The sequence below is a fragment of the Herminiimonas glaciei genome (genome assembly GCF_042664955.1).
Lineage (GTDB): Bacteria > Pseudomonadota > Gammaproteobacteria > Burkholderiales > Burkholderiaceae_D > Oxalicibacterium > Oxalicibacterium glaciei.
The window spans coordinates 433,060-451,364 of record NZ_JBHTBU010000001.1 but is presented as its reverse complement, the minus strand read 5'-3'; the positions used below and the strand labels follow the sequence as shown (position 1 = coordinate 451,364).

The window sequence follows — 18,305 nt, the reverse complement described above, 5'->3', positions numbered from 1 at the left end:
TTCACGTCACACATGTGTTGAACTCAATCCTCAAAATCAAACTTGTCTTTGCTTCCCTGTATCGCCGCTCATTCATGCAATGCAGGGTCGTCATGTCTGTGTACTGATGCCTAGACGGTTGGCATCTGCAACAACTGTCGTTTGTCATCAAATGTTCATAATTCTTTTTCATGACAAAGTGCCGGACCGGGGATCCGCCCCGGCGCAGCGTCATCGTTACGTCATATAAGCAGCACAAATAAAAAGGGCTTCCTTGCGGAAGCCCTTTTGTCAACATGCGTAAGTCTATTTTTTCAGGCTGCGACGCTCGTTCTGCGTCAGGGCCTGCATTTCCACTTCGTTCAACTCACCAGCACCAAGTACCTGCACCACCCCTTGCGGGTTGTAGCCTGCACCTTGTGCTTTGCCCTTGCCTTCATCCTTAGGCTCATCTTCATTACCAAAGCCGAGTACCCGTACCGTAAAGATGGATGGCAGGTTTTTGCGTGCGTCATTGCGCTCACGTGCCATCACATCCTGTGCCGCGGCTGCCGCCGAACTGGCCGCCGCGCTGGCATTGGTCAGCGCACCGACGTTGACAGCTGCGATCAGCGGGATACCGGTGGCTTCACCCGCCACCTTGATGTTGGCGGCATTCACCACTTGCAGCGCAAAGATATTCACATTGCCCGAAACCCGGATACCGGCTTCACCGGCATCGATGGTACCCAGAGGTGCCAGCAAGTCCATGTCACCGGCCGGGACTTCCGCGATCGGTGCCAGCGTCGCGATACCGGCACCGGTACTCGGTACATTCGACGACAACCTGACGTTGCCCCACTGATCGTATTCACGCTTCGGTGGTGTATAGACCAATGTCGTCTTAGAACCACGACCGGCATTGATGTCTCCACGATCCGACCAGGCCAGGATATCGCCACCAAAGGTCGTCATGATGCGGCTCTGCCCCAGCAGGATGCTATCCCGTGCATACAATTGGATATCGCCGCTGCCTTGCGTGATGACACCGGAAGTCGATGGCGGTGCTTCGCCTTCGATACCGAACACTTGCTGTCCGCCCGGCGTCAGCATCTGGATATTGCCGCCGAAGTTGGTGTGCACAAAGCCGCTGCGTGGAGTGTTGACGGTAATACTATTACCCGGGTCCCTGTATGAATACACACCACGGTACATGATGATGTCCCCCTCATACACGATCGCCTTGCCATCTGCATCCAGCGTCGGTATCAATGCACCGATTGCATTGCGACTGCGCAGGAAGCTACCGTAACGCGAGCTGTTCACGTCGTTATATTCACGACCACCTTCACGCAATTCCGCAAAATAGACATCGCGTGCAAACACGCGTTGCTGCGGTTCCGGCAAAGCAAGGTAGTAGGCACGCGCTGCCGCCGCATCGCCCGTGAAGCCATACAGATCAGACAACCACTTGATCAATTCCGCTTCATATACCTTGGCCACCTTACCGCCCTGGGCGGCCAGCGGGATACCGCTTTGCGCCAGATTGGCTGCGTCGAGATAAGGCTGGATGAAACCGAGATAGTCCAGGCCCTTGCCTACACCCGCCTGCAACACGACATTGGCACCGGCACGGATATCGCCGGGAACAATGGCGCCTATGCTGGTGACCGACGCCCTGTCCTCCATCAGGATGTTGCGACCGGCGGTGATTTCCAGCGTGCCGGGACCGGCAACATTGAAAGAACTGTAAAGGATGTCGCGACCAGCCGATACCACCGATACGTCGCTGGCATTGTGATGCACGAACAAATTACCGCTGCTGATGTAATTGCGTCCATATGCGGATGCTTCGGGCTCTGCCTGGGAGGTGCCGCTGTTGACAATATCCCGTCCCGCAATCATCCATACCGGTTGTGCGCCTTCATACCAGGTCAGGCCATTGCGTCGCGCCGGTAATGAGCGCTCATTCAAATCGCTAAAGGTCATCATGCGACCACTATTGACGCCGACCATATCTCCATTCATCGCATAGAAACGTGCCGGTTCACTGCTACCTTCAAGCCGGGTGGCAGCGCTATTGGCATCAAACACAAACAGGGGCAAGTACCCACCGGTGACAGGATTCGCCATCACGGATGTATTGGTCGCCACCGGTGCATCAGGCCAGGTACCGGCAATCCAGCCTGCATAAGCCGGATTTTGTGGTGTTGCCAGCGCCGAAGCTGCAGCACCGGATTGACTGACCGTAAAGCCACCGGCATAGATGGAATCAGCTGCGAGGAATTGCAACTGACCATTGATGGAAGGTGCCAGCAATATAGGATCAAAGAAAGTCAAATCGGCGAAGCGTGTCTTCGATCCTTTGCCGTAATACAGGCTGCCACTGGCCGCGACCACACGTGTGATCGCCGGGTAAATAATCGCATCATCACTGATACTGCCACCGCTAGGCATGCCCTGTGTATAAGGCGTCAGGTTGCCACCGGCAGAGAACATATCCAGCGAAGTCCGGTCCGTCCACAAGGTGAACCAACTCACGCCACGTCCATTCACCCCGGCGCTATTGAGGAACGGTGAAAAATTCCGTATCGTGATGCGACCCGGATCGATCACCTCCTGTACCACCTGGTCGCCCAAAGTATTAATGCTGATGGTTGCATCACCCGGCACCAGCGCCGGCCCGCCCAGCGCTTCCCCGCGTGTTGCATGGAAAGAGTCAAAGGCCCGGCTTTCCTTCGGCACATGCTCAGTCGCGTTAACGCCATAGATAAGGCGCAGGCTACCCACTTGTGCACTCGTCAGCTCAACATGTCCACGCAAGTTGACCAGTGCGCCATTCAAGGTACCGCTCAAGGACTCGCTGGCAGGATTCAGCTGGCCGCCGACCTTCACATTCAAATCGCCACCGCCGGTCAATTGCATGCTGCCATCTGCCGCCACCCGCCCCGTGCTGCCTACCGCCAGCACCAGGCCCTGGCTCCGCACATTGATGATCGGGTCAAACTCCGATCCTGCAAGTTTTGCCAATGCACCGGCATTGCCTGCCACCTGTACATCGACGTTACCGCCGCCAAGGGTACCGAAGCCGGTAAAGCCCACCATCTGGTCGGCAATACCGACCGTACCGGTATAAGTACCGAAGTTAATCCACCAAGCAGTCGGTTGTGCCTGGGTGCCGGTCGCGACATTGCCGCTACCCTGACGCCACAGCCAGTTACCGGTATCGGCGGTGTTATAGCCGCCATCCCTAGGATTCGGACGCGTAGGTATCGCCGCGGCTAAGGTCAACTGTGAACCTGTCAGATCGCCACCCGCTTTGATGAACAGATTGCCACCCTGGTCCGGATACCATGCACGGTAAATACTGCCAGTCCCGCCATCGACGAGGTGTTCGCGCGCACCATCCGGATCACCCAGGACGGTATCTGTAGAATTGCGACCACGCGGCTGGTTGTAGGGATCGTTGGCGTAAGTCGCCGTCGATGACGTACCTGCCGTGTAAACCCCGAACAGGGAGTCCATGCGTATATTGCCGGCGCTCAGTAATTCCAGATCACCGGTACCTGTGCGTATGACGCTGAAACGTGTACTGCCAGCGACGTTTTCGTATTCTGTTTTGGAAGTCGAAGCACACCAGTAAGGAAGAGCTGCGCACATCTCGCCTATTGAGCCGAAACCTACTTCATCTCGCACAAACTCAAATACCACCGGTTGCCCCACCAGCGCAGGAGTACCCAGCTCATCGGCGGCCTCCTGTGTCCATTTATATGACTCTTTTTTCAGACACATATCCGGATTTTCCGCACACAGTTGCAGGAAAGACGTATAGGCCCCATTCGTTGCAAGCTCGACACTCTCATCCGTCAGTTGTTCACCGACAATCACCGGCCCCAAACCAAGCTCCGCGAGCAAGTCAGCTCCGGCCTGGGTCCAGAGGAAGACATCCTTGGACGGCAAGGCCTTGCCAAACATGCCGTAGTGACTGTCCGCCAGGCGCAAATCGCCGTTGGCAGGACGGCTGCTGACAACGCGGCTGTCGGCCGCTTCCGTATCCGCACCGGCCACCAGGCGCAGCGACCACGATTGCGAACCCTCTGGCAGCATCTGCGCAACCGCCCACAGCTTGTTCGATTTGCCTGCAACTTCCGGACGCAACTGGATGGAGTCAACGCCTGCCAACAACTTCACATCGGTACCGGAAGGAATCAGGGAGCCGACCGCCAATGCCTTGTTACCGTTCAATAGCAAGATGGATCGTTCCCCCAGCACACCAGGCAAAGCCAGGCCCTTCGGCCAGATCACTGCGCCAAAAGAGGTATTGCCTGTCAATACACTGCCGGCATCCATCTTGTCGCCTGCATGCAAGGTGAGGCTCTGGCTCAATTTGGTACCGGCTGCAAACAGGATATTGCCGCCGGCATCGCGCACCGCGGCGGCCAAAACCGTACCGGCGGGCAGCGTCAGGTCCTGGTTCAGGGTCGCCGCTACCGGCAACCTGCCTGTGATAGAGAATCCCTTGATCGGCAAATCGTAGTTGAGGGTAGTACCGCCGGGGAAGGCCGTACCGTCAGCCAGCGTCACACCCACACCAGGCACCACCAGATCACCGCCGGTAAAATCACGACCCGGCAACAAGACCCAGCCCTTGTCATCCTGTGTCTCCGGCGGCGGCGCAAAACCGTCATTGATGCTACCGAAAATATCCAGGTTGCCGGCTGCACGTATCGTCAGCATGCCGACTTCGCCGGAACCATACACACCGGCCTGCGCTTTATGGTTCAGGCTGTCGTAACGATATTTGGACAAGTCGAGATCGCCCTGCACGATCATGTCGCCACCCGGATTGGTGACGGCATTGCTGACGATCTCCACACCCGGCCGCAGGTGCAAGGCATCCGCATAGCTCGCGTTATTCAGGCCTGCCAGTTTGTTATTGAGCAGATTGCCATTGAGTACCGCCTTATCAATGAACTTCGTACTATCATCATGCAACGCGTCCAGATAGTCCTGGTTGATGACCTGATACGGGCGACCGTTCGCTGCCAGATCCAGTATCGGCTTGCCATTGGCATCCAATACATCATTGCCGCCGGCATCCTTGACTGTCGCCAGTTGCGCATTGTCATAACGCTGCATACCGTTGACGGCTATCGACTTGGCACCACGGATCGCCAGGCTGCCGCTGGCATTGATCGCGATGTCGCCATGCACCGCGGCATCCGCATCGTCGTATGCGCCAGTGCTGCCTATGCGTGGCGCATTCAGCGTCAAGGTACCGCGTGTCACGCCATCATTTTGACCTTTGCCATTGCCGACAGGTGCATTCGTGCCGTGACGCAAATCGATTTGCGCACCGCTGGCAAGGGTCAGCGTGCCATTGCCGGAATTGAGTTCCACATTGGCGCGGTTCGGGCTGTCGATAATCTTGCCGTAGCTATCCACGCGCAGCACCGTACCGTGCGCATCGAGTACGGCATTGCTGCCTACCATTAAACCGTTCTTGCCGGCCAAACGTATATTGCCGACCCGCTCGCCGCTGGCATCAATCGTGCCGACTACCGTCAGGCTGCCATTGTCGATCGAGACGTTGATGACGCCCGCTTTCAATTCATTACCGATGGTGAGATCGCCCTGCTTCAACTGGAAATTGCGACCACCGAATACACTGCCTTCTGTCAGGCGCGTATTGAGTGCGGCAAACTGGCTATCCAGCGTGCCACTATTACCCAGTGTCTGTGCGCGCACTTCTATGCTGCCCGCCTGGTAAGGCACCATGGTGCCGCCCGCGTCGTAATAGCCACTGCTGCCACCGAGGATGCGGCCTTGCAGGCTGACCATGCCGGCCGCATCTGCCAGCGCCACTGCCGTCAGGCTGCCCGCCTTGTTATTGACTGCAGACAAATCGATAGTCGATCCGGCTGCCTGCACGATATCGCCATTGCGGCTTTCCAGGATGACGTCGCCACCCCAGCTATATTTATCGAGGTCAAGGAAATTGATCTTGCGACCGGCCAGGTCGATTTGCGCCGTATCGGTCAGGATCAAGTCTTCGTCGGCAATCAGTTTCAGCTTGCCGCTCGGCAGTACGACTTTACTCGCCACACTGACATTATTGCCGTGCAGGCTCAGCTCGGCACCGAGTGCATCGTTGGCAACCTTGGTATCGACAGCCACCGCTGTTGCGGGTGCCGTTACATTGATGTTGCCACCAGCGGTGATGTTGTTGACCGAACCCGCAGCGCCCGTCAGCAGCGGTGTCGTGATGTTCAGGTTGCCGCCGCTATACTGGAAGCCCTTGCCGCTTTCATAAGCACCTTGTGCCTGGTACACCGACAGGCTGCCCTTATGGTTGGCGGTCACTCTTTCGCTCGCATTGATGTTGACGTTGCCAAAGCCCAGCGCGAGGCGATCATAGGATTTGATGGTCCCCGGTTGCGTAAAAGGCGCGAAGCCGAACTCCATACGTTCAGTAATCAGGTTCAGCGTACCGCTGCCGGTACCTGCACCATTTGCAATCACATTACCTGCAGCAGTTTCCGCACCACCCCAGATCAGGTTGGCGGTGCGTATGGTCGCTACCGTACTCGCATCGCCATGACCATAGATGGCAGGCGTGGTCAGTACAAACTGCTCCAGTGTCGATTTACCGGTGACCGCATCATAGGTGTCGAGCGTGACGTCGCCATAGAAATTGACGCTATTGGCAGCGTTCAATACCAGCGTTTCCAGCGCCGGCGCGCCGGTACTGGTATCGCCGCGCAACAGTCGATCCAGCACGCCCTGGTTCAAGGCCAGGCCGGAGGAACGGATACCGTTGGTTTGTGCATCAGCCAGGGCCTGTTCGCTACCAATATTGATCGCGCCCACTGCCAGCGTCAGGTTGCGCGTGCCATAACGAACCGCATCATCCAGCTCAAAACTGCCCTGCGTCGATGCCAGCACAGTGCCTTCCGAGTACAGCGTAGTAGCGCCTGCACACGGCACCAGGGTGCAGCTGCCTATTTTGATACCGCCACGTGTACTGCTGCCGCCCGCCCCTTGCGTGACGTTCAGCAAGCCATTGGATGCCGCCAGCATATGTCCGGTCGTCTTGTAGACGAAGCCGTCATTCGAGTCATACGCCACCTTGCCGCGTCCCAGCGTACTGATGCTCGCACCCTGCTCTACATTGATGAGGCCATCGCCTAGCGCCGGATTACCCGGATCAACTGCAGTCAGGAAAATTTCCGGTGCTGACAAATGTGCACCGGAGCGCAGGTGGACTTCCCGTGCTGCATTTGTAAAATCCACGTAGTTGCCGCTTTGGCCGTACAAAACCGAAGTCATGCCACCAATCACCATCCGGCTTGCGCCTATGTTGTTGAGGCTATCGTCATGCAGGGTAATGCCATTGAATCCGGCCGTGGCCCGCGCACCGGCAGCAACAATTTCTATATTCTTGACATCGGTCGAACCGTTAGTCATCACCACGGAAACCGTACCTCCATAACCACCCGGAGCTGCGTTAAAACGCCCTTCGCCTTCGAAGCGGAAAGCATCGGCACCGGCACCCGCCAACAAATCGAGTTGCAGGGTCTTTGCATCAAGTGGAATGATAGGACGTGGAATGCCACGACGCGCAGCATCGGCCAATGCAAACGCGGTATAAGCGGTTTCGTTGTATTGCGAATAGCTGCGCAAGACATTCGCCGGCGTCACAATCAAGCGGCTTGCCAGCTGATCGCGTATATCGGTACCGGCTATTGATAAAGCGCCGGACACCGCCCATGAACCGTTGCGCATCGCCTGAGTTGCACTGAATCCGCCTGTTCCTGCCGCACCATTGAGCTCGACGCGGAAAGCACCCGGCAACAAAGCGTAAGTAGATGGCATCAGGGTATAGGTACCGGCCGGCAATCCCGGTACACCGGGGCCGATAGTGACCTGGCGACCCATTACCGGATCAACCGCGCCTTGTGCATTCGCCGGAGCATAGCCTTGCACGCCCGGTACGATTGCATAGATAGGATTCGTGCCCATGCCCGGCAGGCTGAAACCACCGTTGACGCCGATCTGGACCAGCGGGTTATAGCGCGCGTCGGTAGAACCACCACGGCCGGAGATGAAAGCCGCACCAGTCAAATCACCGCCACCGGACAGATCAAGGACCGCGCCCTGCTTGACGTCAACTTCAACACCCGCCAGTTTCACACCGGTAACCAGCGTGCCGCGACTATTGGCACCGCCCACACCTGTGAACGTCACTTCCTTGCCGTTGTAGCTCCAGCTCTGGCCATCTATGGTGCCGCCATAAGGCATGACCAGGCCGGCACCACTGACCGAGGTCAGGCTGCCTGCCAGTAAATTGACATTCAGCGTTTGGTCATTGTTGTAGCCGGCTGCACCAAGCGCGATATAACCCAGCGGCACCCGCACGATACCGCCCTGCTCCACATGTGCGGCCAGCAACTGCAGCGTACCGAACGCGGAGTACGGCATGGCCGGCAGGTAATCCGTCGTACGACCTATGGTCAGGCTATACCTCGGATCATAGCCAAGGGCATTGCCGACGATAGGCCTGTAGCCGGCTTTCACCGCTGCACCACCACCAGTTTCCGGATAGAGCTGCGCGGCTTTCAATACGATGTCGCCGGGACTGTTCAGATTGGTCATCGGAACAATGCCATCCCAACCGTCACTGATGGTCAGGAAGCGTAAGTCGCCACGACTGGTCAACTCGACCCGCTCCGCATTCAGTTGAACGGTACCGCGTATATCGATCAGGTCAGCTTCGGCGCTGAACAAGGCGCCGTTCCCACGCGCTCCGGCATCCGAACCACGTGGCGTTAAGTACTGGTCACGGAAGGCTGCTTTGTTACTGGCTAACTGGAGATACGAAGATTCAAGCCTGACCTTGGAAGTCGTCGGTGCGCCTTCAGCCAGTGCATAACTGCCATATATCCGCAGGCTTTGATTGGTTTTCAGCGTGACGTCACCGGCCCAGGTCAGCGTACCTGAAACGAGTACTGACAGATTATCGAAACCACCGGCGTCCACCTGGTCCACCGCCAGCCGACCATGACCGTAGGTCAGGATGCTGCCCGCCTGCGCCGCATCCTGTACACCTAGCAAGGCACTGGTGCTCTTATGCTGTTCAATCACCAGCTCACGTGGATTCAAAACATGGGAGGCTGCGGTTTTCAGATACACCGGTGCTTCCAGTGCTACCGACAAACTGCCACCCGCCGCGCCTGCACCACCCGACGTCGCCTTGAGCGTACCGTCGATGTACAAACCCAGATTCGAGCTCAGTGAAATGCTGCCGCCACCGCTGGCGACATTGATCTGGCCTTGTCCTGCGATATCCAGCATTGCATGTGTACCCGATGCATCGAGTAATGCACCTTCACGCACCACGACAAATAAATTCGCTGCAGTCGCATTGCCGATCGTGTGATTGATTTCACCCCCGATGACGATGCTGCCACCATTGCGTACCTGCCCATAACGGTTGCCACGCGCATCCACACCTGTGACAGCACGGGCCGCCACATCCAGTATCGCTTGTTCACCCACCCAGATCGAACGGGTATGGCCCGCCGCTTCCACGGCTTCTGCCACCTGGCCAGGATTGATACCCGCCAGCGTAATCTTGCCGCCCCATGCATTGAGGCGACCATCCACCGTCAACTGCCCGACGCTGGCCACCGTAATCGACTGGCCCGGATCCACATTGATCACCGCGCCTTTGCCGATAACCGCCTGCGCAATCGCCATATCGGCCGCGCTCGATAAGGTCGAGCCCGCCTGCAGCTTGATGCTCGCCCCTTTGCGCTGGGTCAATGTGCCTTTGGCGATGTCTTCCTGATACACCGGTGGCGTCCACAGCTCCATCGCATTCTTGATGCTGCTGCCGGTGACACTGCCAATTGCATTCTGCGCATAGCGATAGACCGGCATCGTCACATCGACCTGCGTGCCGTCGGCGACTGTCAGGCTCTTGTTACCAATCAGGTTGTAATTACTGAAGCCCTTGTTGAAGAAGCCACCGTCGAGCACCAGCGTGTCGGGTGCTGCACCGCTTGCATCACCGATCAGGATCTGATTGGTTTGCAAGGTCAGTGTGCCGCCACCGGCTACGCCATAGCCTTCGAGACTACCGTTGAGGGTGAGCACACCATTGCTGCCACCGAAGGCATTGGCTTCGATGGTGATGTTGCCGCCCTTGCCGTCTTGCGTTTTACCTTTGGTGAGTAAAGCCGCACCCGACGAGACATCGATACTGCTGCCCGTGTTGAGGGTCGCATTCTGGCCGCTGCGGATGCTGACCGAGCCGCCATTGACATAGGGCAGGTTCGCCGTGTTGTTCGGATCCAGTTGCAGGTTGTTCCAGATCCCACTGGCATCCACCTTGACACCTTGTGCCAGGGTGACCTGGCCATTCGGATTACCCGGACTGACGATGCCACCAACGACGCCATTGGTGGTGATTTGCTCCAGTACATTCCCGAGCTGGATACTGCCGCTGTGTGCGGTCAGGTTGGCATTGACGTTGACGTTGTTGCTGTAGAGCGTAATGCTGCCGGCAGAATTGACCTTCAAGTCAGCGTTGACATCGATCTTGTCGGTGGCGGCAATCTTGATGCTGCCCAGCGCAAAGCCGTTGAGTTGCTCGGCATTGAAGATGAGCGTGTTCGTGCGGTCTGCCGGGAGTGCGGTGTTCAGATCCAGGCCGTCTGCTATCTGGTCGTAGGCATCGCTGAAGACCACATTCTTAATACCGCCGGCATCGATACGGCGTGACAGCATGCCGGTGGTTTTGTCATAGAAGGTGCTGACATTACCGACGATGAGTTGCGCATGCTGCGCTGCTGCGTTTTGTGACTGATAGTAACCATCCAGGTTGGCTTGCGGTGCGCGGGTCTGTTGTGGTCCCTGGTACACATCGCTGCTGATTTTTCCTTCCAGCACCGCATTGCTAGTGCCGATAACGAGGGTGCCGGCATCGCGTCCGACCGTATAACCATTTTCCAGGCGCTCACGCGGTGCGATCAGGGCGTTGTAGTAATACTTTTTAGCCTTATCACCCCAACGCGATGGATCTGTCTCGTAGCCTTTGTAGATGCCGGTATACAGTAAATCGCCCGGTGCCGTCGACGCATTGTAGAGCTTGCCGTCGGCACCCTTGAGGAAGGTTTGCTTGATGAGGCCGGTCTGCACATCGAGCGTACCGCCTGAGAGGTTGATGTTGGAGCCGGCTTGCGTGACGACACTGTTGCCGGTGAAGTTGACGATACCGCCCTGCGCCATCCATTCACCGATGCTGTGACCACTGGTAGCAAGGTAACCGGCCACTTCCAGTAAGCCACCTGCTGTATACCAGCGATCAGTTTTATAACCGTTCGGGTTCTTGACTGCATCGTAATCAGCCTTGACCAGGATCAGGTCACGCTTGTCGACCCAGATATCACTATTGTTGAGGCCTTTACCATCGCGGTTAACCGATGCATCGCGCTGCTCATTGCCCTGTACATTGATCTTGAGGTTGTTGCTATCCATGCCCAGCTGCACACCGACTGCACCGGAGACATCGATTTGTGCGCCATCACGCATAAGGGCGCGGGTCGTTGCGTTGACCATGACCTGGCCACCGGTGGCCAGTGTCAGGGAGTCGCCTTCAAAGTCGACCGTACCGCCACTGATGTCGATACGGGACAGGTCACGTCGGTCTGTGACCGGGACGATGTTGCCGCTGATATCGGTGACCGGTCCGGTCAGGCCATCCTTTTGACTATCGAGTGCGGTCTTGGCACTGGCATCGAGCACGATGGCAGTGACACTGTCTTTACCAAGCGTGATGCTGGCAGTGGTGTCGGTCGGATTGCCTTGCAGGTGGATGGTGCCGCGGGTGTCGACCGACGTGCTACTCACGAGGACGCCGCGTTGATCGATTTGATGACCGCTCAGTGTGATGTCACCGGTCGATGCGGTGACGATGCCGGTGTTGCTGACGCTGCCATTGGTGCTGCCAACATTACGGCCTGCGACGACTTCATTGCCCCGTGTGGTCGATGCCTGATTGCCTGCCGTACCCACACCTTTTTTAATGACGAAAGTGTCACCGGCTGCCAGCGTAGTTTGTCCATTGGCCGTATTGATGGTACCGGCATTGCTGACCTGGCCACCGACCATCAAGACATAACCACCGCCTTGTGTCGCACTGGTACTTTGATGCGTTTCAATTAATGCACCCTGCTCGACCATGACACCGAAGGCGTTTGCGGCTCCGGCTACACCGGTTGCAGCATTGACTGCATTACCGAAGGTCGGGATGTCGTTGTTGCCTAGCTTCTCGCTATAGATCCCTTTGTTGAATTGATCGTTGCTCATACCGACAGCGGCGGCAACCAGGTTACGTGTGTTGACCTGGCTGCTGCCGCTGAAGATGATGCCGTTGGCGTTGACGATCATGACCGTACCCGGCGCCTTGATCTGGCCCTGGATCACGCTTGGTGCAGTGGCATTGTTGATACGGTTCAGCACTGACCAGTCGGCTTGCTGGTCGAAGTTAAGAATGGTGTTTTTGCCGATGTTGAAGGTTTCCCAGTTCAGGATCGCTTTGTCGGCGGTTTGTTTGATGTCGACGATGGTCTTGCCATTCGACGTCGTTTGCGTCGGGCCATTCGCATTGATCCAGCTGCTGACCAGGCTGCCGGCATCGAGGCCACCGACACCCAAGCCCTCCGGTACGTTAGCGGTGGCGGCCAGTCGGGCTGCGCTTTGTTGCGCCTGCGCCAGTGCGATCGCACGCGCGGCGGAATTCAGGTTGGCGAGGGAGCGCTGTAACTGCGCATTGGCTTGTTGTTGCTGTAGCCCCGGCGAACTGGCCGGCATTGCAGGCATGCCGTTCGGCAGTTTACCGGTCGCGACTGCGGCTGCTTGCACTACACCTTTCTGGGCATACCATGCAGCACTGAAGGCTTGCTGTGCTTGCGCATCTCCCCACATGCTCCCGGTCGCCAGCATCAGGGCGATGGCGTGCGCCAAAGGCTTGAGGCGTGTCTGCCGCGCTTGCGCGGAAATCGCCCTTGATGACGATGAAGGAACGGAAGATTGTTTGTTGAGCGTGGCCGTCGTATTGCGCTGCATGGAGGGATTCCTTTGTGTATCGTTGCCTGTCCGGTGCCACGAACAATTCCCGCTTATCCGGGAACATTTCGCGGCTTACGGAGGCTATGACCGCAAAGCAGGCACACGACTGCAGCAAGTCATCAAAATGTCACAAATGGTTTTTTCTGCTTCCACCACTACAGTGCATCACGTACATATCAAGCCGTCGCCTTGCGCAGCAGTACAATCCCGCCCGGCAATTGCGTGACGTCGGCGCCATAAGCATCACGGATCAGCGCAATCACATCATCCAGCCGGTCAATGGAAAAACTGGCTTGTACCTTGCTACGCCCCAGCTCTTCACTGCGCAAGATCAATTTTCCCGGACGATAGCGATTCACTTCAGCCACCACTTCCGACAAGGCGACCTGGTTAAAGACCAGCATGCGCTTGCGCCATGCGGTGACGTTACTGGTATTGACGGCCTGAGGTACACCAAAGTCATCTGCGCGGTAGCTCAATTGCTGCCCCGCGTCCAGCGTCACGCGGTGTATCGCCTGCCCGACCTGCACCCGTCCCTGTACGCAGGTCACGCAAACATTGTTGCCGGTGTAACGGATATTGAACCTGGCGCGGAGTGCCGACACGACGCCGCCGCCTGCGACTACCGTGACGCGGTTTTCCTTATGGAAATCAGTTTGTATCTCTGCTTCACCGGACAAGAGTTCCAGGCCTGTTTCATTATTTACATTTGCCTGCACATTGATGCGCGTCTGCGTATTCATTTGCACCAGCAAACCGTCACTCATCGCTACGCTGCGTTGCTCGCCGGTCGCGGTCTGGTAATCAGCGGCGAAACCGGCGGCCACCTCACCCAGCGACGGCCACAATTCCATAGGTGGCCGGAATGCCAGATACGCCACCGATGCCGCCACTGCACCACCGAGGAAGGCGCGTCGTCCCTTGCGCATACCGGCTGCGGCATCCTGCCGTATCGCTTCATGTTGCTTGAGCTGCATCGCTGCCGGGCGCATCGCGCTCCATACGCTGCGTGCCTGGCTGAAGGCGGTCGCATGCGCACGGTTCTGCGCACACCATTGCCGGAAGGCATGGGCGTCGTCTTCCGTCACCGCGTGCGAGGCGAGCCGCACCACCCAGGCTTGTGCTTCGCGCTGGATAGCCATGTCGTCTGCTGTCATGGTTTTCTTATTCATATTACTTAGACTGTTTTCCGGCGCCGGGACCGAAGCGCTGTATGAAATCCCGTCCCATGCGCTCGCAGCAATGTTCCAGGCCGGCGCGCAATTCCTTCTCCACCGTCCGCACTGAAATACCGAAACGCACGGCAATCTCACGGTGTGGCATTTCATCGACGCGGGCCGCGACCACGATCAGGCGACGCCGTTTCGGCAGCTCCGCCAATGCGCGTTCCAATGCTTCGATTTCGGTTTTGGCTTCCAGCGTACGACCCGGATCGGCCAGTTCATCGGCCAGTTCATACAAACCCTCGATCTCCGGCACGCTGAGCATGCGCGCATTGCTCTTGCGCTGGTCTTCGGCAATATTGAGGGCGATCCTATATAGATAGGCGGATGGATACTTGATCGCGCTCGGCGCATTCATGCTCTCCACCTTCAAATAGGTTTCATGCAAGGCATCATTCGCCAGGTCTTCCGAGCCGAGGCGTAAATGCAAATGCCGCCGGAACTGGGCGTAACGACTGAGGAACAAGGCTCGCAACGATTCTTTAAGAGCTTCCGGCATGCTCAGTCCACCCTGTTCATATAGGGCTGGCAATCCGCGGCCGGATCGGGACGTGGCGTCAACAGGATGCTGATGGGTTGCGGCAGGCTGGCCGGGGGCGCGACATCCATCGCACTATTTCGCAAAGCCTTTTGCAACAAGGCATCACGCTCCTGCAAACCGGTCGACTCCAGCAAGCGCATATCTTGCACCGAGCCATCGCGATTGATCCACATCTGGAAGGCGACACGGTAACGACCAAATGCATCCGGCTGTGCACGGCACAGGATGCGCGTAATCGACGATTGCAAAACCATCGCATAGCCGCCCTTGCCCAGGCTCACGCGATTGCTTTTGCTTTCATCGGAAATGCCTGGCGGCGCAGTGACGGCTTCATTGTCCGGTGCCAGCGTAAACGCATTGCTGCCGGAGTAGCGTGCCACCAGGCCGGTATTGACCAGCAATTTCTGCAATGCTTCACGCGCTTCGAAATCGCCGACCACCGCAGCCGCCTTGCGTCCGGCAGCCAGGTTGCTGGCCACCAGCACCGAGTACCCGGTCAATCCGCCAAACGTCACGAGCGCCGTTTCCAATGGCTGCTCCGGCAAATCGAAACGTATAAGTGCGTGGGCAATAGCCTGATGCGTCATCGCCATCAGCGTCACAATCAGACACATGGAGAGTACGAAGTCGCTGCCCGATTCGGATATTCGTGTCGTTCGTATCATTTAACTGGGGGATCAACGGCGGAGGACTGCTTCGATCGCCGCACGCATGGTCAGCGCGGGCCGAAATTTACAGTCGAGACGATAGCGTCAAAATATGACTGTGCCGTGACAAGCACGGCACAAAAGATTTTCTGCTATTGAAAGAATGACGATGTCACCGACAGGACATAAAGATTTGTTAGCATCCGCAAAACACGGCCCACCTCATGCACCGCAGGATAGAAAGGAAAGACCATGCGTACACGTTCATTGCCAGCTATCGCAGCCATCGGCTTGCTGTATGCAGGATTGCTCCATGCTTCCGAGCCGGCAGCGCCTGCCGCTACGGGGACTGCAGCTTGCGTCGAAGTGGAAGTCGATGGTGTACGCACGCCATCCTATAACTGCCTGAGCCAGAAACTGCAGCCAAAGGCAACACCGAATAGCACCATCCCGCCACAAATGGGATCGGAAGCCATCGTCCAGCGTCCATCCAATCAATTGGGTCTATTTAACCGGGCCGCTACCAGTAACCGTATGGGCAATACTTTTGGTACCTCGGTGTATCCGCAGCGGCCACCGGCCAAACCATAAGCCGGAGTGAGTTGATATGAATCTGCAAGTTTAAGAAGTGACAGAGAAATCACTTCCTGGAATTGGTACCGGTATATTTTCGAACCGCCGGCTCCGGTATGGTCATGCACATGTTCACGACATTACTGACGCAATCCCGTTAAACAATGTCGCCAGATTACAGGTGCATACAGCGCTTTACAACGAAGTCTTTCCAATAAGCTTATGCATCCTGTAGCAGTAAACCCGCAATAGCTATCGCTATGGGTGCCGGCTTAAGCCACGCTTGCTTGCTGAAAATCAATCCGGACAGTGGTTCCATGATCCGGGCTGCTGTCCAGGCGTATGTCCCATTGCTCGCGTTCACAAATTCTTTTGACAATATCCAGGCCGATACCGAAGCCGTCACTGCTATCGCTGCCGCGATAATGCCGGTCGAATATCCTGTGCAAAGCGTCTGCCGCTATCCCTACGCCGGTATCTGCGATGAATAAGCTGTCATGTTCAAAGCTCAGGCGTATGCCGCCTGTCGCGGTAAAGTTGACGGCGTTTTTGAGGATATTAAGCAGCACCAGGTGCAAGGCCCTGCGGTTTAGTTGCAAGCTAAGGTGTGGCTCGATGTCGACCGTCAGCGTTAATTTTTTCGCGGCAATTTCCGTCCGCAACGGAGCAACGATATCCTCCACACACTCGCGCAAGGCCACCGTTTCTTTACTGGCATCAGCCTGGTCACGCGCCAGGAACAGCAGCGCTTCCATATGTGCACGCATATCCTGCTCGGCTTTCGCGATATAGAGCACCCGCGCGCGGGATTTCTCGGACAGGCCGGCATCAAGCGTCAACAACTCACAACTAGTGCGGATCTCGGTGAGCGGCGTACGCAACTCATGGCTCACATTCGCCGTGAACTCTTGCTCACGCCGCAGCATCTCTTTAATCCTTTGCTGATAGACATCCAGCGTTCCCGCCAGGATACCGACTTCCCGTTCCAGGCCCTCCTGATATAAAGGTGCAGTCGTTTCTCCCGGCGACAATACCGCCACTTTTTGTGTCAGCTGCGTCAACTGGCGTACCAGGAAGTTCGAGAGAAAGATGCCGATAAACGGCGTAATGACTATGATCAGGAGCAGCAGGGCCGCTACCAGCAATTTGAATTCTTCCTCGCGTTCTTCATACGGTCCGAGGTCATACACCACGATGTAGCGTGTACTCCCTACATCGCGCAAGGCAATATGGCGCTCGCCCCTGCCCTCACCGATATCGATGTCATACAGGCCGGGCTCCAGTCCGCGTACATACGGTGGCAAGGCAGCTTCTTCGGCCACGTTACCCACTATGTAGTGCGTGACGCTGGGGCTGACTTCCCGCGTATGCGACGGCAGGTTTTGATGGTGCTGGATCAGGAAATTAAGTTCTTCAGAGACCAATTGCTGCACCAGCGACTCTTCCAGTTTTTCCGAGGCGGCATATAAGAGCCCGCCGGTAATCGTGACCAGCAAGATGCAAGTCACTGTAATCGCGGCGGCGATCCTGAATCTGAGGTCGGTTTTAATCATGGCGATGCAACAGGCTGTAGCCGACACCGTGGATGGTCTGGATCGGGTCACTTAATCCTGCCGCTATCAGTGCAGAGCGCAAGAGCCGGATGTGATAACGCAGGCGGTCACTGGAATCCTGCTCCTCGCCCCATAGCTCGCGTTCGATTTCGCGCCTCAGGTAAACCCGCTGCGGGTCATGCAACAGCAGTTCAATTAATTGCAGGCATTTGGGTGGCAAGGCCACCGCCGTACCCTGGTAACTCAGGCGCTTGGCGCGCGGTTCATACAGCAATTCGCCGAGTTGCAATGGTTTGCTCGCGACTTTACGGTGATGGCGTTTATGCAGCGCATCGAGGCGCGCGGCGACTTCTTCCAGCGCAAAAGGCTTGACCAGGTAATCATCCGCGCCGGTCTGGAAGCCCAGCAATTTGTCTTCCAGGGTATCGCGTGCAGTCAGGATCAGGATAGGTGTATCCAGCAACAACTCTTCCCGCAGTCGCTTGCATAACTTGATGCCTTCCATTTTTGGCAAGCCCAGGTCGAGCAGGATGGCGTCATATTGATTGGCCTTGGCTAATTGCCATCCCATCAAGCCATCATGGGCGATATCGACGATATGTGTCCTCGCTTCCAGGTAATCACAGAGATTGGATGCGATGGCTTTGTTATCTTCAATGATGAGGATTTGCAAAAG

The 18,305-nt window shown here is 56.8% G+C and carries 7 protein-coding genes; 1 reads left to right on the top strand and 6 read right to left on the bottom strand.

Going from position 1 to position 18,305, the window contains the following annotated elements; genetic code table 11:
* Positions 1-285 precede the first annotated feature (285 nt).
* The 4 genes from ACFQPC_RS02015 to ACFQPC_RS02000 all read right to left on the bottom strand — a co-directional run bounded on the left by ACFQPC_RS02015 (position 286) and on the right by ACFQPC_RS02000 (position 15,470).
* Complete coding sequence (locus ACFQPC_RS02015) at positions 286-13,089, bottom strand: filamentous haemagglutinin family protein (protein WP_382269978.1); 12,804 nt, start codon at positions 13,087-13,089, stop codon at positions 286-288.
* Positions 13,090-13,268: 179 nt separating this feature from the next.
* Positions 13,269-14,264, bottom strand: a complete 996-nt coding sequence (locus tag ACFQPC_RS02010; protein ID WP_382269977.1) for a FecR family protein — start codon at positions 14,262-14,264, stop codon at positions 13,269-13,271.
* Position 14,265: 1 nt separating this feature from the next.
* Positions 14,266-14,814 (bottom strand): RNA polymerase sigma factor, encoded by a 549-nt coding sequence (locus tag ACFQPC_RS02005; protein ID WP_382269976.1) that lies wholly within the window; start codon positions 14,812-14,814, stop codon positions 14,266-14,268.
* A 2-nt stretch (positions 14,815-14,816) separates the two neighbouring features.
* Positions 14,817-15,470, bottom strand: a complete 654-nt coding sequence (locus tag ACFQPC_RS02000; protein ID WP_382269975.1) for a secretin and TonB N-terminal domain-containing protein — start codon at positions 15,468-15,470, stop codon at positions 14,817-14,819.
* Positions 15,471-15,755: 285 nt separating this feature from the next.
* Between ACFQPC_RS02000 and ACFQPC_RS01995 the strand changes: the two genes are divergently transcribed.
* Entirely contained in the window at positions 15,756-16,094 is a 339-nt protein-coding gene (locus ACFQPC_RS01995) for a hypothetical protein (RefSeq protein WP_382269974.1), read from the top strand.
* A 254-nt stretch (positions 16,095-16,348) separates the two neighbouring features.
* Here ACFQPC_RS01995 and ACFQPC_RS01990 read toward each other — a convergent pair whose 3' ends face one another.
* Together ACFQPC_RS01990 and ACFQPC_RS01985 are read right to left on the bottom strand one after the other, a co-directional pair.
* On the bottom strand, positions 16,349-17,629 hold the full coding sequence (locus ACFQPC_RS01990; protein WP_382269973.1) for a sensor histidine kinase: 1,281 nt from the start codon (positions 17,627-17,629) through the stop codon (positions 16,349-16,351).
* Positions 17,622-18,302 carry a response regulator transcription factor gene (locus ACFQPC_RS01985; protein WP_382269972.1) on the bottom strand — a complete coding sequence of 227 codons (681 nt, stop codon included), beginning with the start codon at positions 18,300-18,302 and terminating at the stop codon, positions 17,622-17,624. The genes ACFQPC_RS01990 and ACFQPC_RS01985 overlap by 8 nt, the downstream gene beginning before the upstream one ends.
* Positions 18,303-18,305 lie beyond the last annotated feature (3 nt).